Source organism: Marinobacter sp. LV10R510-11A (assembly GCF_900215155.1).
In the GTDB taxonomy this organism is placed as follows: domain Bacteria; phylum Pseudomonadota; class Gammaproteobacteria; order Pseudomonadales; family Oleiphilaceae; genus Marinobacter.
This window is the reverse complement of sequence record NZ_LT907980.1, coordinates 846,647-872,117: the sequence shown is the minus strand read 5'-3', so window position 1 is coordinate 872,117 and position 25,471 is coordinate 846,647. Positions and strand designations below refer to the sequence as shown.

At 53.0% G+C, this 25,471-nt stretch carries 28 protein-coding genes and 1 tRNA gene; 21 read left to right on the top strand and 8 right to left on the bottom strand.

The window, feature by feature from the left end; all coding sequences use genetic code 11:
• The 6 genes from CPH80_RS04145 (at position 1) to CPH80_RS04120 (ending at position 4,962) form a co-directional block, all read left to right on the top strand.
• On the top strand, positions 1–885 hold the full coding sequence (locus tag CPH80_RS04145; protein WP_096275749.1) for a DUF1365 domain-containing protein: 885 nt from the start codon (positions 1–3) through the stop codon (positions 883–885).
• Complete coding sequence (locus CPH80_RS04140; RefSeq protein WP_096275748.1) at positions 873–2,147, top strand: SAM-dependent methyltransferase; 1,275 nt, start codon at positions 873–875, stop codon at positions 2,145–2,147. The genes CPH80_RS04145 and CPH80_RS04140 overlap by 13 nt, the downstream gene beginning before the upstream one ends.
• On the top strand, positions 2,144–2,665 hold the full coding sequence (locus CPH80_RS04135) for a DUF2878 domain-containing protein (protein ID WP_096275747.1): 522 nt from the start codon (positions 2,144–2,146) through the stop codon (positions 2,663–2,665). Before CPH80_RS04140 ends, CPH80_RS04135 begins: the two co-directional genes overlap by 4 nt.
• On the top strand, positions 2,662–3,408 hold the full coding sequence (locus CPH80_RS04130; protein ID WP_172898582.1) for a hypothetical protein: 747 nt from the start codon (positions 2,662–2,664) through the stop codon (positions 3,406–3,408). Before CPH80_RS04135 ends, CPH80_RS04130 begins: the two co-directional genes overlap by 4 nt.
• 93 nt (positions 3,409–3,501) lie before the next feature.
• Positions 3,502–4,314 carry an exodeoxyribonuclease III gene (gene xthA, locus CPH80_RS04125; protein WP_096275745.1) on the top strand — a complete coding sequence of 271 codons (813 nt, stop codon included), beginning with the start codon at positions 3,502–3,504 and terminating at the stop codon, positions 4,312–4,314.
• Positions 4,315–4,332: 18 nt separating this feature from the next.
• Positions 4,333–4,962: a TetR/AcrR family transcriptional regulator gene (locus tag CPH80_RS04120; RefSeq protein ID WP_096275744.1), complete on the top strand. Its 630-nt coding sequence runs from the start codon at positions 4,333–4,335 to the stop codon at positions 4,960–4,962.
• Between the two features lie 6 nt (positions 4,963–4,968).
• Here the strand turns inward: CPH80_RS04120 and CPH80_RS04115 are convergent, their stop codons facing one another.
• Positions 4,969–5,385, bottom strand: coding sequence for a phasin family protein (locus CPH80_RS04115; protein ID WP_096275743.1), 417 nt, complete (start codon positions 5,383–5,385; stop codon positions 4,969–4,971).
• Positions 5,386–5,724: 339 nt separating this feature from the next.
• Between CPH80_RS04115 and CPH80_RS04110 the strand changes: the two genes are divergently transcribed.
• From CPH80_RS04110 to CPH80_RS04090, 5 genes are all read left to right on the top strand, one after another.
• Positions 5,725–6,162, top strand: a complete 438-nt coding sequence (locus CPH80_RS04110; protein ID WP_096275742.1) for a YeeE/YedE family protein — start codon at positions 5,725–5,727, stop codon at positions 6,160–6,162.
• 4 nt (positions 6,163–6,166) lie between these two features.
• Complete coding sequence (locus tag CPH80_RS04105; RefSeq protein ID WP_096275741.1) at positions 6,167–6,637, top strand: YeeE/YedE family protein; 471 nt, start codon at positions 6,167–6,169, stop codon at positions 6,635–6,637.
• Between the two features lie 87 nt (positions 6,638–6,724).
• Positions 6,725–7,153 carry a TIGR01244 family sulfur transferase gene (locus tag CPH80_RS04100; protein ID WP_096275740.1) on the top strand — a complete coding sequence of 143 codons (429 nt, stop codon included), beginning with the start codon at positions 6,725–6,727 and terminating at the stop codon, positions 7,151–7,153.
• A gap of 45 nt (positions 7,154–7,198) precedes the next feature.
• Positions 7,199–8,308 carry a ferrochelatase gene (gene hemH / locus CPH80_RS04095; RefSeq protein WP_096275739.1) on the top strand — a complete coding sequence of 370 codons (1,110 nt, stop codon included), beginning with the start codon at positions 7,199–7,201 and terminating at the stop codon, positions 8,306–8,308.
• Positions 8,309–8,397: 89 nt separating this feature from the next.
• Complete coding sequence (locus CPH80_RS04090) at positions 8,398–9,441, top strand: fatty acid desaturase (RefSeq protein ID WP_096275738.1); 1,044 nt, start codon at positions 8,398–8,400, stop codon at positions 9,439–9,441.
• Between the two features lie 47 nt (positions 9,442–9,488).
• Here CPH80_RS04090 and CPH80_RS04085 read toward each other — a convergent pair whose 3' ends face one another.
• Both CPH80_RS04085 and CPH80_RS04080 read right to left on the bottom strand, forming a co-directional pair.
• Positions 9,489–10,622, bottom strand: a complete 1,134-nt coding sequence (locus tag CPH80_RS04085; protein WP_096275737.1) for a histone deacetylase — start codon at positions 10,620–10,622, stop codon at positions 9,489–9,491.
• Between the two features lie 195 nt (positions 10,623–10,817).
• Positions 10,818–10,908 (bottom strand) — tRNA-Ser (locus CPH80_RS04080).
• Between the two features lie 257 nt (positions 10,909–11,165).
• On the opposite strand from CPH80_RS04080, the gene CPH80_RS04075 reads away from it, so the two are divergent.
• The 5 genes from CPH80_RS04075 (at position 11,166) to CPH80_RS04055 (ending at position 13,438) form a co-directional block, all read left to right on the top strand.
• On the top strand, positions 11,166–11,882 hold the full coding sequence (locus tag CPH80_RS04075; RefSeq protein WP_096275736.1) for a Bax inhibitor-1 family protein: 717 nt from the start codon (positions 11,166–11,168) through the stop codon (positions 11,880–11,882).
• A gap of 136 nt (positions 11,883–12,018) precedes the next feature.
• Positions 12,019–12,435 (top strand): sulfurtransferase complex subunit TusD, encoded by a 417-nt coding sequence (gene tusD / locus CPH80_RS04070; protein ID WP_096275735.1) that lies wholly within the window; start codon positions 12,019–12,021, stop codon positions 12,433–12,435.
• Positions 12,436–12,437: 2 nt separating this feature from the next.
• Entirely contained in the window at positions 12,438–12,788 is a 351-nt protein-coding gene (locus CPH80_RS04065; protein WP_096275734.1) for a DsrE family protein, read from the top strand.
• 35 nt (positions 12,789–12,823) lie between these two features.
• Positions 12,824–13,108 carry a sulfurtransferase complex subunit TusB gene (tusB, locus tag CPH80_RS04060; protein WP_096275733.1) on the top strand — a complete coding sequence of 95 codons (285 nt, stop codon included), beginning with the start codon at positions 12,824–12,826 and terminating at the stop codon, positions 13,106–13,108.
• Between the two features lie 3 nt (positions 13,109–13,111).
• Positions 13,112–13,438, top strand: a complete 327-nt coding sequence (locus tag CPH80_RS04055; protein ID WP_096275732.1) for a TusE/DsrC/DsvC family sulfur relay protein — start codon at positions 13,112–13,114, stop codon at positions 13,436–13,438.
• On the opposite strand, the gene CPH80_RS04050 is transcribed toward CPH80_RS04055, so the two are convergent.
• The 3 genes from CPH80_RS04050 to nfuA form a co-directional block, all read right to left on the bottom strand.
• Positions 13,435–13,791 (bottom strand): hypothetical protein, encoded by a 357-nt coding sequence (locus CPH80_RS04050; protein WP_096275731.1) that lies wholly within the window; start codon positions 13,789–13,791, stop codon positions 13,435–13,437. The two genes, CPH80_RS04055 and CPH80_RS04050, sit on opposite strands and share 4 nt — an antisense overlap.
• Before the next feature lie 11 nt (positions 13,792–13,802).
• Positions 13,803–14,990 carry a hypothetical protein gene (locus CPH80_RS04045; protein WP_096275730.1) on the bottom strand — a complete coding sequence of 396 codons (1,188 nt, stop codon included), beginning with the start codon at positions 14,988–14,990 and terminating at the stop codon, positions 13,803–13,805.
• 311 nt (positions 14,991–15,301) lie between these two features.
• Complete coding sequence (gene nfuA, locus CPH80_RS04040) at positions 15,302–15,889, bottom strand: Fe-S biogenesis protein NfuA (protein ID WP_096275729.1); 588 nt, start codon at positions 15,887–15,889, stop codon at positions 15,302–15,304.
• 243 nt (positions 15,890–16,132) lie between these two features.
• Here nfuA and metH point away from each other — a divergent pair, with 243 nt between their 5' ends.
• The 4 genes from metH to CPH80_RS04020 all read left to right on the top strand — a co-directional run bounded on the left by metH (position 16,133) and on the right by CPH80_RS04020 (position 22,649).
• Complete coding sequence (metH, locus tag CPH80_RS04035) at positions 16,133–19,831, top strand: methionine synthase (protein WP_096275728.1); 3,699 nt, start codon at positions 16,133–16,135, stop codon at positions 19,829–19,831.
• A gap of 33 nt (positions 19,832–19,864) precedes the next feature.
• The gene (locus tag CPH80_RS04030; protein ID WP_096275727.1) at positions 19,865–20,101 is read left to right on the top strand and encodes a DUF2970 domain-containing protein; all 237 of its coding nucleotides are present in this window, start codon (positions 19,865–19,867) and stop codon (positions 20,099–20,101) included.
• A gap of 396 nt (positions 20,102–20,497) precedes the next feature.
• The gene (locus CPH80_RS04025) at positions 20,498–22,150 is read left to right on the top strand and encodes a nitrite/sulfite reductase (RefSeq protein WP_096275726.1); all 1,653 of its coding nucleotides are present in this window, start codon (positions 20,498–20,500) and stop codon (positions 22,148–22,150) included.
• Entirely contained in the window at positions 22,143–22,649 is a 507-nt protein-coding gene (locus CPH80_RS04020; protein ID WP_096275725.1) for a DUF934 domain-containing protein, read from the top strand. Before CPH80_RS04025 ends, CPH80_RS04020 begins: the two co-directional genes overlap by 8 nt.
• A 144-nt stretch (positions 22,650–22,793) precedes the next feature.
• Here the strand turns inward: CPH80_RS04020 and CPH80_RS04015 are convergent, their stop codons facing one another.
• Entirely contained in the window at positions 22,794–23,792 is a 999-nt protein-coding gene (locus CPH80_RS04015; RefSeq protein ID WP_096275724.1) for a YhdH/YhfP family quinone oxidoreductase, read from the bottom strand.
• Between the two features lie 22 nt (positions 23,793–23,814).
• Positions 23,815–24,879 (bottom strand): protease SohB, encoded by a 1,065-nt coding sequence (gene sohB, locus CPH80_RS04010; RefSeq protein WP_096275723.1) that lies wholly within the window; start codon positions 24,877–24,879, stop codon positions 23,815–23,817.
• A 228-nt stretch (positions 24,880–25,107) separates the two neighbouring features.
• Between sohB and CPH80_RS04005 the strand changes: the two genes are divergently transcribed.
• Positions 25,108–25,422, top strand: coding sequence for an SCP2 sterol-binding domain-containing protein (locus CPH80_RS04005; protein ID WP_096275722.1), 315 nt, complete (start codon positions 25,108–25,110; stop codon positions 25,420–25,422).
• Positions 25,423–25,471 lie beyond the last annotated feature (49 nt).

The following is a 25,471-nucleotide window of genomic DNA, read 5'->3' as shown; positions in this document are numbered from 1 at the left end:
ATGGACAGCCAATGGCTACAAGGCTCAATCCGGCACCGGCGCCTGTACCCCGTTCGGCATGAGTTTGCATACCACACGGGCATGCTGGCGTTAGATACGGACGAGTGGCATCAGGTAGCCAACGTTAGCCCGTTCTTTTCTCTGGAACGCTTTAACTGGATGTCCCTAAAGCGCAAAGACTATTTCCGGCCCGAAGCCGGTGATCTGTCAGAAGCGGTGCGCGAACAGGTCGAAGCGGCAACCGGCTGGCGCCCAGACGGCGCAGTAGAGCTAATTACCCATCCCCGCTACGCCGGATACGTGTTCAATCCGGTTAGCTTTTACTTTTGCTACCGTGCAAGTGAAAGCGGTGCTAATGGCGACGTTCCAGCCGTCATAGTTGCGCAGATCACCAACACACCTTGGCACGAACGCCACGTTTACTGCCTGGAAACCACGGGAAGCGAGCCTAACTCTGCAGGCTGGCGCACCGAGTCGTTCCGATTCACCAAGCGTTTTCATGTTTCGCCGTTCAATGCCATGGCGCAGCACTACGAATGGACATTCAGTTTCCGCGGGCCGGAACTAAGAATTCACATGAACGTGTTGGAAGAAGGCAAAAAACATTTCGATGCCACGCTTGTAGTCCAAAGAGCTCCGCTTACACGTAAAACCCTCCATAGAAGCTTGCGCCAATTCCCCGTTGAAGCGCTCAAGGTTGCTGCCGGTATTTACTGGCACGCCATCAAGCTGAAACTCAAAGGCGCTCCGTTCTACACCCACCCGGATAAGCTCGCTGAAAGTGATCCTGCCCACAAACTGGGAAGCGGCGACCAGGGCGTAGACGTAACCCGCGTGGATGACTCAAACAAGACTCGAGGAAAAGTAAGCTCATGGAGAACATGAACACATCGGCCAACCGTATTGCCAACTCCCAGGAAACCGCGTCCCTGGCCAGTCGGGTTGCCAGAAGCCTTGTCATCCAGCAGCTCCGGCAGTTGGGTGAAGGCACGTTGACCATCCGGGAACCCGGCATGGACGATCTGGTATTTGGTGATGGCAACACCGGCCATCAACCTGCTGAGCTAATTGTTCATGATCAGAGTACTTGGCGGGACTTGCTGACGGGAGGTAGCGTTGGCGCTGCCGAAGCCTATGTAGCTGGAGACTGGTCATCCCCCGACCTAGTTGCTCTGCTCCGGTTTTTTACCCGCAATATCGACCGCATGAATGAGTTTGAGGATAAATTCAGCTGGATAACCAAGCCTGCACTCAAAGGGCTTCACTGGCTTAATCGGAACACAAAAGACGGCTCACGAAAGAACATCAGTGCGCACTATGATCTGGGCAACGATCTTTTCGAGACGTTTCTCGACCCTACTATGATGTATTCGTCCGCCATTTACCCAAGCGCGGAATCAACACTTGAAGAAGCCGCCGTTCACAAGCTGGATACCATTTGCCAGAAGCTGGATTTACAACCAGGCGACCTGGTAATCGAGATAGGAACCGGCTGGGGCGGCTTTGCCATACACGCGGCCAAACACTACGGCTGCCACGTAACCACCACCACAATCTCTAAAGAACAGTTGGAGCTTGCACAGGAACGTGTTCGCGCCGAAGGCCTGGAAGACAGCATTACCCTGCTGTTTGATGATTATCGGGACCTTGCTGGCCAGTTCGACAAGCTGGTATCCATCGAAATGATTGAAGCTGTGGGCCCACAATTTCTGGATAGCTACTTCAGCCAGATCAACGCACTGCTGAAACCAGATGGACTTGCCCTTGTTCAGGCCATTAACATGCCGGAACAGCGTTACCAGAGGGCCCTGAAAAACGTGGACTTTATCCAGCGCTTTATTTTCCCTGGAAGCTTCATTCCTTCGTTCGGTGCAATCCTGGAATCGGTGCGCAACGAGTCGAATCTGGTTCTCACCCATTCAGAAGATACGGGCTTTCATTATGCCCGCACGCTTCGCGATTGGTGCGATCGCTTTATGGCCAACCGCGAACAGCTCGAGTCCATGGGGTATGACCAGGCGTTCCGCAAACTCTGGCACTTTTACTTTGCCTATTGTGAAGCCGGTTTCAGAGAACGCGCTATCGGCGTATCACAGCTTGTTTTCGCCAAGCCCGGCAATAAGCGGCAGAACATACTGAGCGTATGATCACTTCAGAAACCGCCCGTAATGTGCTGAATTTCATTCTGTTTCAGATCGGTTGGTTTGCTTGCGCGGTTTACCCTGACCTACTTGGGCCGGTGTTAGTTCTGGCTTTCCTGCTTATTCACTTTGTGTTTGTGAGCCAGAATCGCTTTGCAGAACTTCAGTTTATTGCGCTAGGAACGGTTATTGGGTCTTTGCTCGACGGGCTCTGGTTCCGGCTCGGAATACTGGATAGCAGCAGTGGAGCAGTACTTATTACTCCGCTCTGGCTGATTGCGATCTGGGCTATCTTTATGACTACACTAAGCCACTCCCTGAACTGGATCAGTCGCAAAATCTGGCTGGCCTTTGTGTTCGCGCCATTTGCTGGTTCGTTCGCCTATTGGTCTGCTAGCAAAATCGGTGTCGTGGAACTTCCCAATCTCACTCTGTCACTTATCGCGCTCGCGTTCGGTTGGCTGTTGGTATTTCCGCTGCTGCTGTTTGCTCGTAAATCACTTTACCCGGAATTAGCATCGTGAATCGAAGCTCAGTGTGTTTATTAACGGCAGCGATTGCTCTGGCTACACCTGTGTCTGCCGACGTTTTTAAGTTTACCGGAACTGCTGAAAGCCAAGATGGGAAAGCGCTTTATGAGGAGCAACACACAATAGAGGGCTCCTGTGATAACGGCGCGTTCCGGCCACTGGAGCATCGTGTGATCTATAGTCGCCAAGCTGAAGGCGGAAATGAGACGTTCGCTGAAAAGAGCCTCGATTACAGCCCGTCCAACATTCGCCCCACAGTCATTTTCCAGCAACCGGATTTTCAGGAATCTTTGGAGATCTCTTACGCGGATTCGGGGTCTGTGAATGTTGTATGGCAGCAGCCTGGCGGCGATACAAAGCGCTCCAGCGTAGCTGTTTCCGAAAATCTGGTGGTGGATGCGGGTTTTGATAACTTAGTGCGTAGGAACTGGGAGAAGGTCGTCAGCGGCGAATCCGTAAAATTTCGTTTTCTGGCGCCAACCCGGGGAACGGATTACGCTTTCATTCTCGAACCCACTCAAAGCCAGGCTGTGAGGGCTGATCACGTGGTGCAAATCCGCCCGGACAGTATGTTGCTCAAGTTCCTGGTGGATCCCATTATCCTCGGCTACAACAATAAAGGCGCACTCACAGCCTATTCAGGCCTTACCAACGTGCGCGAGAACACTGATCAGAACTACACCGCAACCATCCGCTATGCCGCAAGTACCTATCCGGAATGTGAACTGACCCGTTGAACCTGTCCTCTTCGGGAGGGCAATACAGTGGTTTCAATGTGTTAAACTCCTGCCGGAACCAACGCCGGAGAGTTTTCAGGAGAGCTTTCAGCCATGATGTTTGTGTCTTTTAACGCCAACAGTATCCGTGTCCGCCTACACCAGCTAGAAGCCCTGATTGAAAGCCACAATCCCGATGTCATCGGCATTCAGGAAACCAAGGTAAGAGACGAAGAGTTTCCGGTTGAGGCCATTCGTGAGCTGGGTTACCACGTCCATTTTCACGGCCAGAAAACTCATTATGGGGTCGCCCTGCTTTCCCGCGAGGAGCCAGAACACATCTTTAAAGGCTACTCTGGAGATACAGAAGATGCCCAGCGCCGCCTGATTACCGGGCAATTCACCGTAAATGGTAAAAAGCTTACGGTTATTAACGGTTATTTCCCGCAAGGTGAAGGCCGGGATCATCCGGTAAAATTCCCGGCCAAAAAGAATTTCTACGCGGACCTTATGACCTACTTGGACGACCTAAAAGGCCAAGGTAGCCACGTGCTAGTCATGGGCGACATGAACATTGCGCCTACCGACAAAGACGTTGGTATAGGCCCAGACAACGCCAAACGTTGGCTGCGTACCGGGAAATGCGCGTTCCTTCCAGAAGAGCGGGAATGGCTCGGCCAGATTGAAAGCCGCGGCTATACTGATGTTTTTCGGCACCTTCACCCGGAAGACGCACAAACATTCAGCTGGTTTGATTACCGCAGCAAAGGCTTTGATAAAGACCCTAAGCGTGGCCTGCGCATTGATCTGATTATGGCCAACGACAGCCTACTGCCCAAAGCACGTGAAGCCGGAGTGTCCTTAGGCTTTCGCGCGATGGAGCGGCCATCTGATCACTGCCCAGTTTGGGCCAGTTTTGAACTCTAAGGATTGACTGGGCGCCACATGACAAAAATAAAAACCCGGGATCGCATACTCATCACTAGCCTGTCTCTTTTCAACAGCCAGGGCGAACCCAACGTAACCACCCTGCTCATCTCGGATGAGCTGGATATGAGCCCTGGTAATCTGTATTACCACTTCAAGAGCAAGGGCAGCATCGTAGAAGAGTTGTTTACGGCATTTGAAGCGGAAATGCTGGACTTGCTTGCGGTTCCGGAAGATGTGGATATTAGCCTGGATCAACAGAGTTTTTTCCTGCACCTGTTATTCGAAGCTGTGGCTCGTTACCGGTTTCTATACCAGGATCTGGTTAACGTGTTGTCCCGCTATGAACGTTTACAAGTGCGCTTCAAGCGGGTCCTGCTGAAGAAAACAGCGGCTTTCCGAAGTATTTGTGAAAGCCTGCGACGCCAGAACATGATGAGTATTGAACAGAGTGAGTTGAACTCGTTGTGTGAGCAACTAACTCTAACAGCCTGTTACTGGAGCGCCTTCGACACACTCTCTCATCTTGATGATCGTGAGTCTGTCGACCCCGGCCGGGGTGTGTACCAGATGATGCATCTGATGCTGCCCTATTTCGCGCCCGAGCAGCAGGAGCATGCAAAACTGATCAGCCAGGACTATCTGTAAAAAACGTTACTCTTCTTCGTCTCTACCATTGCGGTTTCTCAGCCCGGACAGCTCAGCTTCTAACGCTTCTATTCTGCTCTCAAGCGCTTCGATATCTTCCTTACGGTGAATGCCCAGCCGACGTAGTGCTCCTGATACTCGCTCATCAAACAAGTGCTCTAGCCTGTCCCAAGTGCCCGTTGCCCGCTCACGTACACCCCCAACGCGATCTTCCACTGAGCGGATCTGCTTCTCCACCACGCCGCGAGTTCTGTTTTCCAGTTGCTCACCTTCCTGCACCAGGCGATCAAAAAAACGGCCGGTATCCTCTTCTGCCTTAGTAAATGCACCTAAGCCAGCAAGCCAGATTTGACGGGCTGAATCCTTTATTTTTCCTGCCAACTGCGGATCATTCTCGGGCTTCTTGTCGTTTTCATCTGACATATAACAACCTCTGGGAAGCGAAAGTGCGCTTAAGGTGCCATTATATTACAGCTCGCAACTAAATTCAGTCGCCCTGAAAGCCGCATAACCACAAGCTTCAGTATTAAGGATGCGTTGCATATGACAAAATGATATTAACGAAAAGCGCTAGAAGCTTGAAGTGTTCAAAATATAGGCAATACTTGCTTATACTGGAGTCCCTGCTGACGCCGGTTTGTCTGGAAGTCTTTAATGGATACTACTCGCACGCCTCTGCCCGGCATTCCCGCCGGGCTTTTTTTGGTATTATATCTGCCGATTATATGCTTATACCAAAACTAGCTTTAGAGGAGCTTCTGAATGATTGATATTGCCTGGAGTAATTTTACTCCCTGGACCGCACTCACCGGCGGTGTGTTGGTCGGCCTCGCTGCCGCGAGTTTTCTTCTGCTGAACGGAAGGATTGCCGGAATCAGCGGCATTCTGGGCGGTTTTCTGGCCCCCACTGCCGGTGACATTAGCTGGCGAGTTGCTTTTTTAGCCGGTCTTATCGGTGCTCCCGGCCTGTGGATGCTGGTCACAGAGTTGCCACCTATCGAGATAGAAGCGGGATACCCTGCACTCATTATCGCGGGCCTTCTTGTGGGAGTTGGCACTCGTTACGGCTCAGGTTGCACCAGTGGTCACGGCGTTTGTGGCCTGTCGCGGTTATCTCCTAGATCACTGGCGGCAACCCTAAGCTTTATGTTCGCCGGCTTTGTAACCGTTTTCATTATCCGCCACGTTCTAGGAGTGTAATTTCATGAAATCTTCTATTGCGTCATTATTTGCTGGTTTGTTGTTTGGTCTGGGGCTTATTGTTTCCGGCATGGCAAACCCTGAAAAAGTTCTAGGCTTCCTCGACATTGCCGGCCTGTGGGATCCCTCTCTTGGTTTCGTAATGGGCGGGGCTGTTCTCGTTGGTGTATTTGCTTTTGCCATTGCACGAAAGAGAACCCTGTCGTTTCTCGGCCTGAACATGAAAATGCCTAGCCAATCTCATGTAGATAAGCGCCTGATCATCGGTGGTCTGCTTTTCGGTATTGGCTGGGGTATCGCGGGCATTTGTCCTGGTCCCGGCCTGGTAGGTTTGGGTGCGGGCGAAATCAAATCGGTCGTGTTTGTAGCTTCTATGGTGGCCGGCATGGGAATATTCGAGCTGATTGAGCGTAAGCGATCTAGTGTTCGTTCTGGTGGGCCCGGGGACGGCTGGGGCACCACCGCTAAGGGCTGAGTTGATTGACATTTTATCCTTCTGACAGATGCCATTGGCTGTGCCATGATGGCATCGTATTTTTACCGATTCCGGAGACGAAAACCCATGGATATCCGAAAGATCGATGACACACTTTCCGTCGCGCCCCAGATTACCTACGGCGATGTGGCAGAGGCCGCGAGGCTTGGCTTCAGAACGCTGGTGGCCAACCGCCCAGATCACGAAGAGTTTGGTCAGCCGGCCATGGCCGATATACAAGCCGCCGCCCTTGAAAATGGCATGACCTGGGTGTATATGCCTGTCGAATCTGGAAATGTGTCTGACGCTGACGTTGATCGTTTTGGTGCAATGATCCAGGATTCTGACAAGCCCGTATTAGCTTTCTGTCGCTCCGGAACCCGCTGTACTGTGCTTTGGGCGCTGAATGCTGCCCGCACCATTCCCGCTAAGGATGTGTTCAGCAAAGCCAGCAGTGCCGGATACGACATCAGCGGCCTTGCTCCGCGCATGGCACAGCAGTCTGATAACCAGTAATCATCGCTTAGTTTCAAACGATTAACGCTCAGGATCACCCCTCCCATGCAATATAAAGGTTCAGAGAACTTCAGGCACAACCAGCCGGAAAGGATTGGCGTGCTGGTAACCAACCTTGGTACACCGGATGCCCCGACCCCATCAGCTTTACGCCGTTACCTGGGGGAATTCCTCGCCGATCCGAGGGTCGTCGAGCTACCTCGCCCACTGTGGTGGCTGATCCTGCATGGCATCATCCTCCGCATTCGCCCCAAGCGCAGTGCAGCGGCTTATGCGAGTGTATGGCAGCCCGAGGGCTCACCATTGCTGATCCATACGGCAAAACAAGCTGAGGGCATTCAGGAAGTTTTGAAAAAGAAATATGGCACTGATGTGGTTGTTGGCTTTGCCATGCGTTACGGCAATCCGTCCATCCCAAGAGTGCTCGATGAAATGCAGCATCAGGGCGTGCGAAAACTAGTGGTACTGCCGCTTTATCCGCAGTATTCCGCGTCCACATCGGCATCTACCTTCGATGCCATCGCCAAGGACTTCGCAAAGCGCCGATGGCTGCCTGATTTGCGTTTCATCTCACATTATCCAGATTACCCGCCCTATATTGAGGCCATGGCTCAGCATATTGAAAGCCATTGGTCGAACCACGGGCGCAAGCAAAAGCTGGTGCTGTCCTTTCATGGGGTACCGCTGAAATATTTGACCAAGGGCGACCCTTACCACTGCGAGTGCCATAAAACGTCAAGACTTCTGGCAGAGCGGCTTGGGCTGACAAAAGAAGAGTACATGACCACGTTCCAGTCCCGTTTCGGCAAGGAAGAGTGGCTCAAGCCCTATACTGACGAGACGCTTAAAGCGCTTGCGGGGCAAGGCGTTAAGTCTATTGATGTGTTCTGCCCGGGATTTTCGTCTGACTGCCTGGAAACCATTGAAGAAATTGATGAAGAAAACCGCGGTTACTTTATGGAAGGCGGCGGCGAGGGGTTCAGCTACATAACCGCCCTGAACGCCACACCCGGGCACATTGATGCCCTGGTGCAGCTGATAGAAGAGAACCTGCAAGGCTGGAAATCTCCAGACAACCAACCCAGAACACTGGCCGCGCGCCAGACGTTTGCGGACGAACAGAAAAACGCCATCTATCCGGGTCGCGATCTTTGAAACGAAAGAACGTTCGGTAGCGTACGGTTGCAATACGAGCCCTGATGTAGACTTGGTGTTCAAGACCCCGGATTCGAGGCAAAAGCACCATGAGCACACCATCAGCATCGAGCTCCGAGTTCACCACTGACCCCAGATCCCTGAGGCAGACGCTCAGAGCATATTGCAAGCCACGCCTGGCACGCAGTATTGCGGAGCTCCTGATCACCGCACTCCCCTTTGCGTTGATCTGGGTTCTGATGTGGCTGGCGGTCAGTGCCGGATACTGGCCCCTAGCCCTGGTGTTGGCCGTCCCTGCCGCGGGATTCTTGGTACGACTGTTCATGATCCAGCATGACTGCAGCCACAGGTCGTTTTTCCATTCGCGGCGCGCCAATAACTGGGCGGGCCGTATCATCGGTGTGCTTACCCTGACTCCTCATGATTTCTGGCGTCATGCCCATAACCTGCATCATGCCAACTCCGGCAATTTGGACCGGCCGAGCGTTGGCGGGCTCGACACCCTCGCCGTGCGCGAATTCCAGGCCCTGCCGCGGTGGCAGCAATGGCGCTATCGCCTCTATCGCCACCCTCTGGTGCTATTCGGTTTCGGACCCATGTACACTTTTGTGGTGGACTACCGGCTGCCGTTCGGCTTCATGCGTGCTGGCTGGATGCCCTGGATCAGCACTCTGGGCACCAATGTGGCCATTGCGGTTCTGGCAACCGGCGCAATCTGGCTTGTCGGACTGGGACCTTTCCTGATGGTCCAGATCCCGATCACGCTGCTGGCCGCCACCATGGGGATATGGCTGTTTTACGTTCAGCACCAGTTTGAGACTACCTACTGGGAACACGACGAACACTGGGACGTGCATGACGCCGCGCTGCAGGGCAGTTCCTACTATGTACTGCCGGATATCCTGCGCTGGTTCAGCGCCAACATCGGCGTGCACCATGTTCACCATCTAGCCAGCCGTATCCCTTCCTACCGCCTGCCCGAAGTGTTGCAGGACTACCCCGAACTTCAGACATTCAGCCGGGTCACGCTGCGCGAAAGTATCGATTCAGTACACCTGGCGCTCTGGGACGAGGACAAACGGCGGCTGGTTTCCTTCAGGGAGGCGAGCCTCGGATCAGGAATCAAGTGTTAAGAAGGTCAGACCTCACATTTCACGGAACGAGATGGGGGTGACTCAGCTTAATCACTACCTATGAATTCGGCATGGAACACCGCTGCATCGGACACGGCCGCACAACCGGGGTCGTCCGCTAGGACGTTAAGCGCACTCAACGGTTTCCCCGCCAGCGCCTCGCTTACAGCATACGCGCTGTCAGCCAAAGCCTTGGCGTTGTAGCCGCCTTCCAGCATCAGTACCAGGCGGCCATCACATAGCTCGTCGGCCAGGTCGCTCATGCGCTGAGTGACGGCGGCATAGCCGGTTTCATCCATGTTGCAGACCATGTCAAGGTAATGGCAATCGAAGCCACTCGATACCAGCAGAATATCAGGCCGGAATGCGCGTGCCGCCGGGCGCACGACCTGTTCAAACACCTTCAGTAGTGCGGCGTTGCCAAAACCCGTGGGCAGTGGCACGTTGAGATGGTAACCGAGGCCCGCTCCAGTTCCGGTTTCAGCCAGCAGTCCGCTGCCCGGGTAGAACGGTGCCGCGCAGTGGCTATCGACCACCAGCACGCTGGGATCGTCATAGAAAATGGCCTGAGTGCCGTTGCCGTGATGCATGTCCCAGTCCCAGATCATGACCCGTTCGTTGCCGAGCGCTTTGCGTGCATGCGCCGCGGTGACCGCCAGGTTGTTATAAAGACAGAAGCCCCGGGCACGATCGGCCGGAGCATGATGGCCCGGCGGGCGCACGATGCAGAACGCCCGCTGGGCCTCACCGGCGGCGATAGCTTCAATCGCGCTGATTCCCGAACCGGCAGCCAAGCGAGCCGCTAGCACGCTGCCTGGCGATACTGCGGTCGTATCCTTGGCCAGCCAGCCGAATTGTCCATCCAGCGACTCGATGTGGGCCACATAGGCTGCATCATGTGCCCGCTCGAGCTGAGTGGCGCTGGCCGGGGCCGGCAGCATCCAGCGCAAGCCGTCGATAGGCTCCTTAAGCAGCTGATCGACAATCGCGGTCAGCCGATCCGGGCGTTCGGGGTGGCTATAGGTGTCCAGGTTGGCATTGGGGTACTGCAGCTCAATCATCGCCTTGACTGCGTCAGTCCATTCGGGACGGCCAGGATCCCAGCCGTGTGGATTGTGACCGAGCATGCGAAGGTCGTAATAGATCAATACGGACGCTGTCATAGCTGTCATCCAAGACATGATGTTTTCACCTGCCCATCTCAGCAGCGTGGATTATGCCAAAATGGGCACATGCCAACACAGTGCCATAATTGAGCGGGCAGGTCATGGCAGAGTCTAGTGTAGAAATCAGTGACGATAAAACCTGGTTAGCCCAGAGCACCAGCGCAGACAGGTCTTCAGAAGGAGGAATAAAATCTTGATTTTATGGAAAAATGGCGGTGGGCCAGGGATTCGAACCCCGGGTACGCTACTAACGTACGGCGGTTTTCAAGACCGCTGCATTAAGCCGCTCTGCCAGCCCACCGGTTTTCCATTGCTGCCTAGCGACAGCGGTGTGCATGATACCGGAATTGCCTGTACTGTCAACGCCCTGCTTAAAATTCCATGCATACTTCAACATTAACTGCTTTTAATGGAATCTGTAGGGTACTTTCATGTCGTAAATGATTGAAAGTTCAGAATTCGACATTACTATAGAGTGTAATTCTAGGTGATTGGCGTTTATCAGGCACCGCGCCTGGCGTCGACAACCAATTAAGCTGTATTAAACCGGAGATCAGAATGCAAAACAGACAGTACAATGCACAGCAGAACCACAAGGGCATGATTGCCCGTGGGTCCGCTACCGCACCCATCAGTGCTTCGGCGACCAAGGTTTTGCGCAACACTTACACCCTGCTTGCAATGACGCTGGTATTCAGTGCTGCCATGGCGGGCGTGTCCATGTCCATGGGTCTGAGCCAAGGCGCAAGCCTTGTATGCAGCCTGGGCGCTCTTGCTTTGATCTGGTTTGTGCTGCCGCGCACCGCCAATAGCTCTGCCGGCATTGCCGTTGTGTTCGCCTTCACTGGCCTGCTGGGTCTTTCGCTTGGTCCAAGTCTGCTGTATTACTTGCAGCTCAACAACGGCGGGCAGATAGTCATGCAGGCCCTAGGCGGCACTGGTGTGGTATTTTTCGCCCTGTCCGGCTATGTACTGACCACCAAAAAAGACTTCAGCTTCATGCGTGGCATGCTGGTTGCCGGCCTGGTTGTAGTGTTGGTAGCGGCTCTTGGCTCCATGGTTGCTGCAATGTTCGGGGTTGAGATCACTGCACTCAGCCTGGCCATCAGTGCTGCGATCGTGTTCCTGATGTCCGGTTTCATCCTGTATGACACAAGCCGTATCGTGAACGGTGGTGAAACCAACTACATCATGGCCACTACGGGCTTGTACCTGAACATCTACAACCTGTTCTTGGCCCTGTTGTATCTTACCGGCGCCTTCTCCGGCGATTAGTATCTGGGGTGCCTTTGGGCACGCCATAGTTAGCAAAAACCCCGGCCTTTGCCGGGGTTTTTGCTATTGCTACACTAACTAACAGGTACATTGGCTAACAGGTACACTGGCTTAACTTCAGGCAAGAACTGCAATCATGGCTGCTAACCTTCTGCAAAACTACACGCTGGTCATTACCGGGGCGCCCTATTCTTCCCAAGCTCCGCAGACGGCCCTGTCCTTCGCTCGGGCGGCAGTCGCTGCAGGCCATACATTGGACAGAGTATTTCTCTATGGTGATGGAGTGCATCTTGCCTCAGCGCTCGCTGCACCGCCTTCAGACGAAACCCATTGGCCTGCTGAATGGGCAAGGTTCCTGAAAGATAACGCCATACCCGGGGTCGCCTGTATCGCTTCTGCGTTAAGGCGTGGGCTGGTAGACAGTGCAGAACAAAAACGGTATGAGCTGCCGGCCAGCAACCTGCTGGAGCCTTTCATTATTGCCGGGCTTGGTGAGTGGGTTGAAGGCACCATGGCGTCGTCACGCGTTCTTTATTTCCATGGGGGAGGCTGAACATGAGCACGTTGATTGTAATTGACCAACCTCCATACGGAACCTGGGCTGGCCGTGAGGCCCTCGACATGGCCTTTTCGCTGGCTGCGTTTGACCAATCCGTGTCGCTGCTTTTTACCGGCGCGGGCGTTAACTGGCTACGGAGATCCCAGGAAACCAGCGGCATTGAACAGAAGTCCGTGGAAAAGAACCTTTCCGCAGCACCCATTTTCGGCGTAGAAGCTATGCACGCAGACGCAGCGGCCTGCACCCAATATGGGCTCGCCCTGGAAGATATGGTGGCAGGTGTCGTCATGACTGAAAGCAGTTCGGATCTGCTGCATCAATACGCACACACTGCCTTTGCTGGTTGATACCCAAACACGCTCTAACAGAGCGGGAACCCGTTATGACACCCATTCATACCCTTCACATTCTGAACAAAGTGCCCGGTCATCCGCGCACAGCGCAGTGCAAGCACGCGCTCAGGCCCGGGGATGCGCTGTTGCTTACTGAGAGTGCGGTGCTCGCACTTGCTGTATCGGGCGGGCATGACCCCAGCATTCCCGTTTATGCACTGGCGCCGGACGCTGTAGCTCGCGGTGTTGGGCAGTGCGGCGCTAAGGTGACCCTTGTGGACTTCCCGGCCATGGTTGATCTGACGGTTCAGGCCCAACACATAATCAGCTGGTGATCCATGACAAAGCTTCTAATGCCTGCAAGAAATAATGAGGGTTTTCTCGAAAACGCACGCGACTGGTCACCTGAAATTGCAGCGACAATTGCGGAAGATGACCACATAGGTCTTGATGAGAAACACTGGGAAATCATCACGTTTCTTCGCTTGTTTTACAAAGAACATGAACTGTCGCCGCCCTCCAACCGGTTGTTCGTCAAAGCGGTGAGGGAGGCTTTAGGTGAAGACAAGGGGAACAGTATTTATCTTATGCAGTTGTTTCCTGGCACCCCTGCAAAAACAGCGTGCCGCATAGCCGGTCTGCCACGGCCGACAAACTGCCTTTAGGGTGTATCTGGCGGCTGCTTTCGGCGCTCTAGGTCAGCGGCGCTGCCCAGTAAGCTACTGAGGCCGTTTTCAAACAACCCTGAACCGAACTTGAGGAACTGCCGGGTCGATTCTTTTACGGTGCCATCCCAGGCGCTTTCAGGCAGCTCCCGAATGGTGTCGGCAACGCCCTTTTTCACTCCAAGCGCCACTCGCGGTTCAATTTCCTCTGTCGCCGCTACAAGCTCAGCTACCTTGCGATCCAGGTAAGGCCGAACCACCAGTGCCCAAAAGCCCCAGAGAACAACAAAAACAGCAGCAGCCGTCACAAAAAACTGTGTAGTAAGTGTAGTAAATAGTGCCCAGGCAGGCATGGCGCCCTCCTTTAGGTCAGTGCAAAAAACTGAACGGCTCCAGCCAACGCGCCGAATATGCCGCCAATAAACATGAGCTGAATCTCTTCCTCGCGAAATGCAGGGCGAAGTATATCCTGGAACTCCGCCGGCCGGAGTGCTCTCATTTGTCCGGCTAGCACGCCGGCGACAACCGGTGCTCGCTCCTTATTAAAGCTCGGATCGCTGAACACATCGTGGGTCGCAAGCACCGCCTGCTCATTCATCGCTTTCTTCAAGTCGGTATAGCCGCTCATACCAACCGTTATTTGGGCACCGAGTTTCATTAGCAGAGAGTTATCCAGCAAAGGCCTTAGGTGCTTTTGTATAATGGCCCGGGTGCGGTCGCCCCCGCTACCGTTAAGCATGGCGTCAGCCACTTTTTCCACCGTGATCAACTCTTCTGCAACCAGCTTTGCCCAGATATCACTGATTTCTGGCTGGCGTCGTAAAAATAACCCCTGAATCTTCCAGAACAGAAACCGACGGGGCTTTAGCGGCGCAAAGATCAGATTAATGGCCAGCCAGTTCGTAATAAAGCCGATCAAAAACCCGCCAATAGGCAGCAGCCAGGGTGTTGGGTAGGCAGACCAAGCTGGTGCGAGAAAGCAGCCCAGAATTCCGCCAATAATAGCTCCGCGGTTGATAACCGACTTGAGTTCAACCGAACCCGCTTGTTTGAATATGCGATTCATGAGGTCTGGGTGTTGTTTCAGTTCACGACTCAGCAGCGCTTTTAGGTCGACCAGTTCATCAAGGTCATCCCCAAAATCATCGACCAGATCCTCAACCCGAGCCGGTAGCTGCTCCCGGGCCCATCGGTAAATCCGTCGGCGTAAAAATAAGGGCAGATTATCCCAGAGTACCGGTTGGATTTCGTACATAACTTCATCAATATACTCATCCAGCCGCGGTGTTACCTGGGAGATCACCTGTTCAATAATGCGCTGGGGTTCAAGCTTCTGATAAACGGCATTTAAATCGCCAAATTGCCGAAGCGTTCGGTCAATACAGATATGAGCCATTTTCTCGGATTTACGTGGAATAACACCCTGCCAGCCGATGGCACCAACACCCATAAACTTTACCGGATAGAAAGACATCTGTATGGCAAGCCAGTTGGTAAACCAGCCTACCAAGGCGGCCGTAATGGGCACGGACAGAAGCGCAGCGTCAAACAAGTGGAACCCCGGTTATACAAATGCAGATGAAGCATCTGCATATTATGTCATTTATAGTCCGGCGGGCCAGCAGCTACCGCCTCTATCTATAATGCAGATCATGCGGCAGCCAGGATTCTGTAACATTGGCCGAACCGCCATTGTCCTACAGCAAGTAGAGCAGCGTTTTGCGGGTATGTGTGGGAACTAGGCAGGTTTTACGAGATGTCACTGACATAACGAGGTTTTATTTTCCGGAAACACCTGCACAGCAATGGTCAGGTGTTTCCGTAATCGAGCGAACGGCTGCCCTTTAGCTGGGCAGTTGATCACTACTGGTAGTAAGCGTTCTCAGTCTGTGTGTGATCTGTTACATCACGCACTGTTGTTATTTCCGGTACCCTGTCCTTGAGCGTCGTTTCAACACCCTGCTTCAGAGTAAGGCTTACTGCGGAACAGCCCTGGCAGCCGCCGCCAAAACGTAAAACAGCAACAGATCCATCAACGATTTCAACCAGTGACACTTCGCCGCCGTGTGAAGCCAAGTTGGGGTTGATTTCCGAAGCCAACACGTAGTTTACTCGGTCAGGCAGTGGCGCGTTTTCATCAACGCTTGGAACCTTGGCGTTCGGCGCCTTGATTGTGAGCTGGCCGCCCATCTGATCCTTGGAGTAATCCACATACGCTTCTTCGAGGAAGGGGACGGAGTTATGATCCAAGTACAGCGTGAATCTTTTCAGATCGACCTGCTCATCGGTAGGTACAATCTCGTTAGGAGGGCAATAAGCCAAGCAGGTTTCTGCATTTTTGGTACCTGGCTGCGTTACGAAAATTCGTACACCCATGCCTTCCACATCCTGCTTTTCAATAAGCTCCGCAAGATAATCCCGTGCGGGATCTGTCACAGTAACCAAAGTCATGTTTTCAACCCGTTGGTAAGTTCAGAGTCATTTTAGGGGAGTTCGCGCCAACATGAAAGACCAAGTAAATTAGTTGGTCTTTCATGGGGTAGTCACTTTCCCGTACCACACGCCCCGCGCACCACACTTGACGCAAGTAAAGAATAACTACGGACGGAACTACGACTGGCGCTGACATTTTTGCTATCATCCCGCGCCATTGAAGCAAATACGCCGTTAATAACGACATCCGGAATACTGACTATGACCGATCGCGACATTCGCCTGACACAACTTCACAAAGCCCTGCGGGAACGCATTGTGATTCTTGATGGTGGTATGGGAACCATGATCCAGAACCTGAAGCTGGACGAGCAAGCGTTCCGGGGCGATCGGTTTGCCGACTATGACCGTGAGGTACAGGGCAACAATGACCTGCTGAATCTTACTCAACCTGCCCTCATGCGGAACATACACGCCGACTACCTAGATGCTGGCGCGGACATTATTGAAACCAACACCTTCAACTCAACCCGCGTGTCTCAATCGGATTATGGCCTAGAAGAGTTCTCCAAAGAGCTGAACGTGGCCGCTGCAAAGTTTGCACGACAGGTGGCGGATGAATATACCGCCAAAGACCCCTCTAAACCCCGGTTTGTAGCAGGCGCTGTTGGACCCACTTCGAAAACCGCCTCGTTATCTCCCGATGTGAACGACCCAGGCTTCCGAAACACTGATTTTCAAACCTTGGTCGACAATTACTACGAATCGGTAGAAGGCCTGGTTGAAGGCGGTTGCGATATAATCCTCATCGAAACCATTTTCGATACTCTGAACGCGAAAGCAGCGATTTACGCCACACAGCAGTATTTTTTAGACAGTGGTACCGAACTGCCGATCATGATTTCCGGAACCATTACCGATGCGTCTGGTCGCACGCTGTCTGGCCAAACCACTGAGGCATTCTGGAACTCCATCGCCCATTCTCGCCCGATTTCAGTGGGCTTGAACTGTGCCCTGGGTGCGGATGCATTACGCCCTTACGTGGAAGAGCTGTCAGCCAAAGCCAACACCTATGTTAGCGCACACCCCAACGCGGGCCTGCCTAACGAATTTGGTGAGTACGATCAAACGCCTGAAGAAATGGCAGAAACCATTGAAGGTTTTGCGCGGGATGGCTTTCTAAACATCATTGGCGGGTGCTGTGGTTCCACCCCGGAACACATAGAAGCGGTCGCAAAAGCCGTATCCAAGTACCCACCACGGAAGATACCTGAGCGCCCGGAAGCTTTACGTCTTTCTGGCCTTGAGCCCTTCACCGGCGATGAGAACACCCTGTTTATTAACGCGGGTGAGCGGACTAACGTAACCGGCTCCAAGCGGTTCCTACGCCTGATTAAAGAAGAGCAGTACGAAGAAGCCCTAAGCGTAGCTCGGGATCAGGTAGAAAACGGGGCCCAGATTATCGACATCAACATGGACGAGGGCATGCTGGAGTCCAAGGAGGTGATGGTCATCTTCCTGAATCTGGTTGCCTCCGAGCCGGACATCTCCCGTGTGCCCATTATGCTCGACTCTTCCAAATGGGACGTGATCGAGGCTGGGCTGCGTTGCATTCAAGGCAAGGCGGTGGTGAACTCCATCAGCCTGAAGGAAGGCGAAGACGAATTCATCAAACGCGCCCGAGACTGCATGCGATATGGCGCCGCAGTGGTGGTCATGGCCTTTGATGAAGACGGACAGGCGGACACCTATGAACGCAAAACCGAAATCTGTAAGCGCTCTTATGACGTTTTGATTGGCATTGGCTTCAACCCCGGTGACATTATTTTCGACCCGAACGTTTTCGCCATTGCTACAGGTATCGAAGAGCACAACAACTACGCCGTGGACTACATAAACGCCGCGCGTTGGATTCGGGCAAATTTGCCCCACGCGTCTATTTCGGGCGGTGTGAGTAACGTTTCCTTCTCCTTCCGTGGCAACGATATCGTGCGTGAGGCCATCCACTCGGTCTTTCTCTACCACGCAATCAAAGCCGGCATGAACATGGGTATTGTAAACCCCGGCCAGCTGGTGATTTACGACGAGATCAATCCAGAGCTGAAAGAACTGGTTGAGGATGTTGTACTTAACCGCCGCGATGACGCCACTGATCGCCTTCTGGAAATTGCCGAGCGCTACAAGGGCAAAGGCGGCAAGACCCAGGAGGAAGATCTGGCGTGGCGTGAGTGGCCAGTCACTAAGCGTCTGGAACACTCCTTGGTAAAAGGTATTACCAACTTTATTATTGAAGACACCGAAGAGTGCCGTCAGCAAGCCGAGCGCCCAATTCACGTCATTGAAGGCCCGTTGATGGACGGCATGAACGTGGTCGGCGACCTGTTCAGTGACGGCAAGATGTTCTTACCCCAAGTGGTCAAAAGTGCCCGGGTGATGAAACAGGCAGTGGCACACCTGATTCCGTTTATTGAAGCGGAGAAATCTGAGGGCCAGCGCGCCAAAGGCAAAATCCTGATGGCCACGGTAAAAGGCGATGTGCACGACATCGGCAAGAACATCGTGAGCGTGGTGCTGCAGTGCAACAACTATGAGGTCATCGACATGGGCGTTATGGTGCCCTGCGACAAAATTCTCGCCGCTGCCAAAGAGTACGATGTAGATATTGTTGGGCTAAGCGGACTGATCACCCCATCATTGGATGAAATGGTGCACGTTGCCCGGGAGATGCAGCGCCTCGACTTCCACCTGCCCTTGATGATTGGCGGGGCAACCACGTCGAAAGCACATACCGCGGTAAAAATTGAACCCCACTATAAAAACGACATTGCCCTGTACGTATCGGATGCCTCCCGGTGCGTTAGCGTTGCCTCGCAGCTTCTTAGTGAGACTGCCAAGCCCAAGTTAGTAAGCGACGCCCGCGACGAATACGACAAAATCCGCGAACGGCGCAAACACAGGGGTGATCGCACCAAGCTCGTCAGCCTGAAAGAAGCACGGGCGCGGGCTCCAAAAATTAATTTCGAAAACTACGTGCCGCCCAAGCCTGCTTTCACCGGTATTCGGTTATTTGAAGAGTATGATTTGGCCGAGCTAGAGCCCTACATAGATTGGACGCCATTCTTCATTTCTTGGGACATCGCCGGCAAATACCCACAGATTTTCGACGATCCCAAGCGAGGCGAAGCCGCCCGCAACCTGTTCGATGATGCCCAGATCATTCTTCGCAAGATGGTTGATGAAAAGCGCGTAAGTGCCTCGGGCGTCATAGGTTTCTGGCCTGCACATCGCCGCGGTGACGATATTGTGGTGTACACAGACGAAAGCCGAAGCGAAGAGCTGACCACCCTGCACCACCTGCGTCAGCAGGATGACAAGGCTCCGAATAAATCCATGATGACGCTGTCTGACTTTGTGGCTGAAAAAGGCACAGAGCATTGTGACTATATTGGCGGTTTTGCGGTGACCACCGGTATAGGTGCAGAAGAAATGTCGTTGGAATATAAAAACGCCAACGACGACTATAACGCGATCATGGTGAAAGGCTTGGCAGACCGCTTGGCCGAAGCTTTTGCCGAACGCATGCACCAGCGAGTACGCAAAGAGTTCTGGGGCTATAACAGCGATGAAACATTAGGCACCGAAGACCTGATCAAAGAGCGCTATCACGGAATCCGCCCAGCGCCTGGCTACCCCGCCTGCCCTGACCACACAGAGAAAGCGACACTGTTCGAACTCCTAGACGCCACCGCGCAAACGGGCATCGAGATGACAGAGAGCTTTGCTATGTTCCCGACTGCCGCAGTGTCGGGCTGGTACTTCTCGCACCCCGAATCCAAGTTTTTCGCGGTGGGTAAAATTGGCGTAGATCAGGTTGAAGACTATGCTGAGCGTAAAGGTCTTTCCAAAGCGGAAACAGAACGTTGGTTGGCACCCAGCCTCGCTTATGATCCAGATGAGTAAAAGCTAAATTTACACGCAGATAGGATGAATTTTATGACAAAGTCGTCTGGCACAGAGACTGATAAAAACAAAAAGCCTCGGGGCCCCAGCGTTTTTAAAGTGATGCAGAGCGTCGCAGCCGGCGCCCTAGGGGTTCAGTCCAGCAAGCACCATGGAGAAGATTTTGGTAGCCACAGCCCGTGGCCCTACATTATCGGTGGCTTGCTGTTCACAGCCCTCTTTATCGGCACACTCGTACTGATTGTGCAGTTAGCACTCTCCGGGCAGTAGCGTTACTGGCCGGACACCCACATCACAGCAAATGTAACCACAAGCGCAATAATCAATACGGCAGCTATGGCATCGACCTGGCTGTCTGATTGCATTAACTTCTTCATTATTTGCTCCTTTCCCGAGTTTATTGCATCAAAATTTAGTGAAGCAGGCCAACACCATCGCCTCCCCCATCAGTAAAGCAGTAAATTGACATTCGTCTAGCCCGCAACGCACCGGCTTATCGCTTGAATCGATAATCATATCTTGAAATAATCGTTTCTAGAATAAGAATGGCCTGCTATCCTTCGTTTCAGATATAAGGCTCCCGATTTTCGGGCGCAACCCTACAGTCCGGAATCGAACTCCCTTGGGTGCATGCCGCTACGATATTATTGTACAGGACTTTCCTTTATGTACGTATACGATGAGCACGACCGGCAAATGGCCGCCGAGCGGGTTGCACAGTTCCGCGATCAGACCGAACGGGCGCTGGCTGGAGAGCTGGAGGAAGACGAATTTCTTCCTTTGCGCCTCCAGAACGGGCTTTACATCCAACGGCTAGCACCCATGCTGCGTATCTGCGTACCTTACGGCATGCTGCGTTCTGTTCAACTGCGCCGTCTGGCACGTATTACGCGGGATTACGATAAAGGCTACGCACACTTTACCACGCGCCAGAACGTACAACTTAACTGGCCTGCTTTGGAAAGTGTGCCTGATATTCTCGCTGAGCTGGCAGAGGTGGAAATGCACGCCAACCAAACCAGCGGCAACTGCATCAGAAACACCACCACAGATCAGTTTGCGGGTGCGCAAGCCGACGAAATTACGGATCCCCGGCCCTACTGCGAAATTATTCGCCAGTGGTCGACTTTTCATCCGGAATTCGCGTACCTGCCCAGAAAATTCAAAGTGGCTGTCAATGCGTCTGAAAAAACAGACAGAGCAGCCATTCAGGTGCACGACATTGGCCTCCAAATCGTGCGTAATGAAGCCGGCGAGTTAGGTTTTCGGGTACATGTAGGCGGCGGGCTTGGGCGCACACCCATGGTTGCTCCTGTAATCCGTGAATTTCTACCTGAGCTGGATCTACTGACCTATCTTGAATCTGTTCTCAGGGTCTATAACCGTTACGGTCGCCGTGATAACAAGTTTAAGGCCCGTATTAAGATCCTGGTAAAAGCCCTAACCCCAGAAGGCTTTGCAGAGAAAGTGGAATCTGAGTGGGCGCACATTAAAGATTCTCCTACCCGGCTCACTCCGGAGGCTATCGAGCGCGTCCAGGGTTACTTTACCGAACCCGATTATGCACAGTTGGACAACGCAACTGAGTTGCTTGCACAGCAAAGGTTCGAAAACCGTACATTTGATCAGTGGCTGCAGCACAACATAGACACCCATAAAAAGCCCGGTTACGCCATTGTATCGCTGACCTTGAAGGAAACCGGAACGCCTCCGGGAGACGTCACCGATAAGCAGTTTGAGCAGATTGCAGACCTTGCAGACGAATACAGTTTTGGTGAAGTACGGGTAACACACCATCAAAACGTGGTGCTCGCAGATGTGCGCCAGGATCGCTTACTGGAGCTTTGGCAACAGCTCGGCCCCATGGGCTTTGGCACCGCCAACCTGCACACTCTAACGGATATTATCTGCTGCCCGGGCGGGGATTTTTGTGCTCTGGCAAATGCCAAGTCAATTCCCGTTGCCGAGGCCATTCAGCGACGCTTTGATAACCTCGATTACCTGTACGACATTGGCAATATCGACCTGAATATCTCCGGGTGCATGAATGCTTGTGGCCACCACCATGTGGGCAACATTGGTGTTCTGGGTGTCGATAAAAAAGGCCAGGAGTTTTATCAGGTAAGTCTTGGCGGCGCGTCACAGCACGATGCTTCTATCGGCAAGATTCTGGGGCCGTCTTTCGCCCGGGATGATATGCCCGACGTGATTGCGAAGATTATTGATGTGTACGTTGATAAGCGTACGGAAGAGGAGTCTTTCTTGGACACCTACCGCCGTGTTGGTATCAGTCCTTTCAAGGAGCGGGTTTATGCCTGATATTATTTTCCGAGATGGCAGCGTCCGTCAAAACCCTTGGGTTGTGGTTCAACGGCGTGAAAACGGTGACTCTCCGGATATTCCTGAGCAGCAAAAAGCGCTGATTCCAGCAGATCTGTGGATTGAAAATCGTGAACAGTTTGCCGGGAACGACGATATCGGCGTTTGGTTAGATAGCCATGATGAGCCAGGCGTTCTGGCGGATCACGTTCATGAGCTGCCTTTGATTGCGGTTAACTTTCCGAAGTTTAGCGATGGCAGGGGCTATAGCACTGCGAGATTGCTGCGGGAGCGTTTTGGCTACAAAAATGAGCTGCGGGCCATTGGTGATGTGTTGCTGGATCAGCTTCAATTTATGAAGCGCTGTGGCTTTGATACTTATGAGTTGCGGCCGGATAAAGATATTCGTAAGGCTGCGCGGTCTTTGAACTTCTTCAGCCAGGGGTATCAGGCTGCTACGGATACGGACTTGCCTTTGTTTCGGCGTCGGGCTTCTTAGTTCCGAACGCTGGAGTACGCAGTTAGGGCCGAAGAGCTTATCAAAACACGCTGTGAATACGTCCGTGTACGCTCGGCTCCGCCATCCATGGCTCCGCACGGTTTTGATAAGCCCTTCGACCCTAACTGCTCAAACTATGGCATTTCAGATCGCGTGATCTAAAACGATTTTCCCTGCTGATTCGCCTTTCAGGAACGCTTTCAGCGCTTCATCGAGATCAGCACGGCCAATCTGCTTTGCAGACGCTTCTGCCTTCGGGCATTTCCAGGCGCTCGCGAATCTATTCCACACAGCTTCTTTCTCAGCCAACGGAATTTCTACCGAATCCACACCCAGAAGGTTTACACCACGCAGAATAAACGGCAGAACCGTAGTCTGAAGTTGTGGCCCTGCAACTAGGCCACAGCAGGAAACTGAACCGCCCGGCTGGATCTGTTTAAGCAGTTCAGCCAGAGGTGTCCCGCCAACCGTGTCCACGGCGTTGGCGAAGGCCGGCTTCAGCATGGGTTTCTTATCTTCAGCCAGTGCGTCACGCCCTACTACCTCAGTAGCACCAAGTTCTTTCAAGCTTGCAACGTGATCGGCTTTGCCGCTGATGGCTACAACATCAAAGCCCAGCTTTGCCAGAAGTTCTACCGCAATGCTGCCCACGGCTCCGGAGGCGCCCGAAACGGCGACTTTGCCTTGCTCTGGCTTGGCACCCATGGTTAGGAGCTTCTGGACGCTCAAGCCGGCTGTCAGGCCCGCGGTGCCGTAGACCATTGCAGTTTCGGATTCCCAGCCGGCAGGCGTAGATACGCACCAAGCGGAAGGCACGCGAATGTATTCGCCAAAGCCGCCGTCGGTGTTCATGCCCAAGTCGTAGCCGGTTACGATCACTTGGCTGCCAACAGCCGGGGTTCCGGTGGCGGATTCGACAACTTCGCCAGCAGCATCGATGCCCGGTGTGTGGGGAAACGAGCGGGTGACACCCTTGTTGCCGGAGGCAGAGAGCGCGTCTTTGTAATTCAGTGATGAGTAGCTGACTTTTATCAGGACCTCACCCGGCGGGAGATCTCTGGTGCTAAGAGTCTGTTCGGCGCCTTTATAGGCGCCATCCTGTTCCTCGACACGCCAGGCTTTGAATTGGGTTTCGCTCGTCATGATCTTCCCCGTTTGCTGTTAGCTACTGAATTTTCTGGTTGCGAAAAGCGCTCAGAACCTTCCATACACTGTGCTCGAGTGCTGCACTGGTTGCCAGCCCGAGCTTCTCCGGCAGGGTTCGTTTGCGCTGGAATGACACGGAGACTACGTCTGCGCGGTCGCAAGCTTCAATGAGAAATTCGTCTGAGGTTTTGATTTCATCGATGAGTTTTACCTCAAGCGCCCGCTTACCGAACCAAATATCACCCGTTGCTACCGCCGCAATATCAAGCTCAGGACGGCGTTCACTGACATAGTCTTTGAATAGGACATGGGTATCTTCCAGGTCATCAAGAAATTTCTGACGGCCTTTGTCGGTGTTTTCGCCGAAGATGGTCATGGTGCGCTTGTGCTCACCCGCGGTGAGTATTTCGAAATCCACGTTGTTTTTCTTGAGCAGGCGGTGAAAATTCGGTAGCTGAGCCACCACGCCAATTGAGCCAAGAACCGCGAAAGGTGAGGCAATGATTCGGTCTGCAACACAGGCCATCATGTAACCGCCACTAGCGGCAACCTTATCGACGCACGCGGTAAGATGGATACCTTTACTGCGGATACGATCCAGTTGCGCTGCCGCGAGGCCGTAGGAGTGCACAAGGCCACCGCCGCTCTCGAGGCGAATGACTACTTCATCCTTATCTTGCTCGGCAACACTCAATACCGCAGAGATGGCACGACGAAGCGGTTCAGTATCACTGGCTTTTATATCACCATCAAAATCGAGCACATAGATACGCCCTGGCGCTTCTTTAACAGCGCCTGCATCTCCTTTCTTTGCTTTTCCGGCTTTCTTTTCTGCTTTATCTTCTTTCTTTTTTGCTTTGCTCCAAGCTTTCAGCTCGTGTTCGGACATGAGCCGAGCTTGAATGGTCTCACGAAGCTTGCGGTACTTTTCGTTGAGCTTAAGAATCTGCAGCTCACCGTCATCTTCATGATCGCCCCGGTCTTTGTGGGTAGCAGAGACAATAATGGACACAACCACCACTGCTGCAACAACAAAGGTGATCACTTTCGCCAAAAATAAACCGTATTCAGTCAGAAACTCCAAAACGCTTCTCCAGGAAGTTATGCAAGCACGAGAGTGTAACTTACCGAAACTCTGGTGATAAGCAGAGCAAATAAATTAAAACAAGCGTTCGATCGAGCTTGACAGGGGTAACATCTCACCATAAAGTCGATTTGCGAAGTCGGCTCTACCCGGCTACCGCCAAGGCGATCAAAGCTAGGCACGTAAAGCCGTTATCATGACAAGACAACCATCAAAAAGGGTAAAACAATGTCTGTAGATCAAATCTTTGAAAAACTCGAGAAAAATTTCAACGCAGACGCAGCTCAGGGCCTAGACCTGGTGTTTCAGTTTGATATCGAAGGCGACAAGAGCTACAACTTGGTCATCAATGACGGCACTTGCAAGCTGAACGACGGCGCTCACGCTGATCCTTCTGTAACGCTGATCATGAATGCTGAAACTCTGGAAGGTATCGTGTCCGGCGAAACTGACGGCATGCAAGCCTTTATGGCAGGCCAGCTTCGCGCCGAAGGCGACATGATGTTGGCCACAAAGCTGGGTGAGCTGTTCAACATGGGCTAATACCGCCCCGTTGAGCTCACAAAAAACCCGCGCTAGGCGCGGGTTTTTA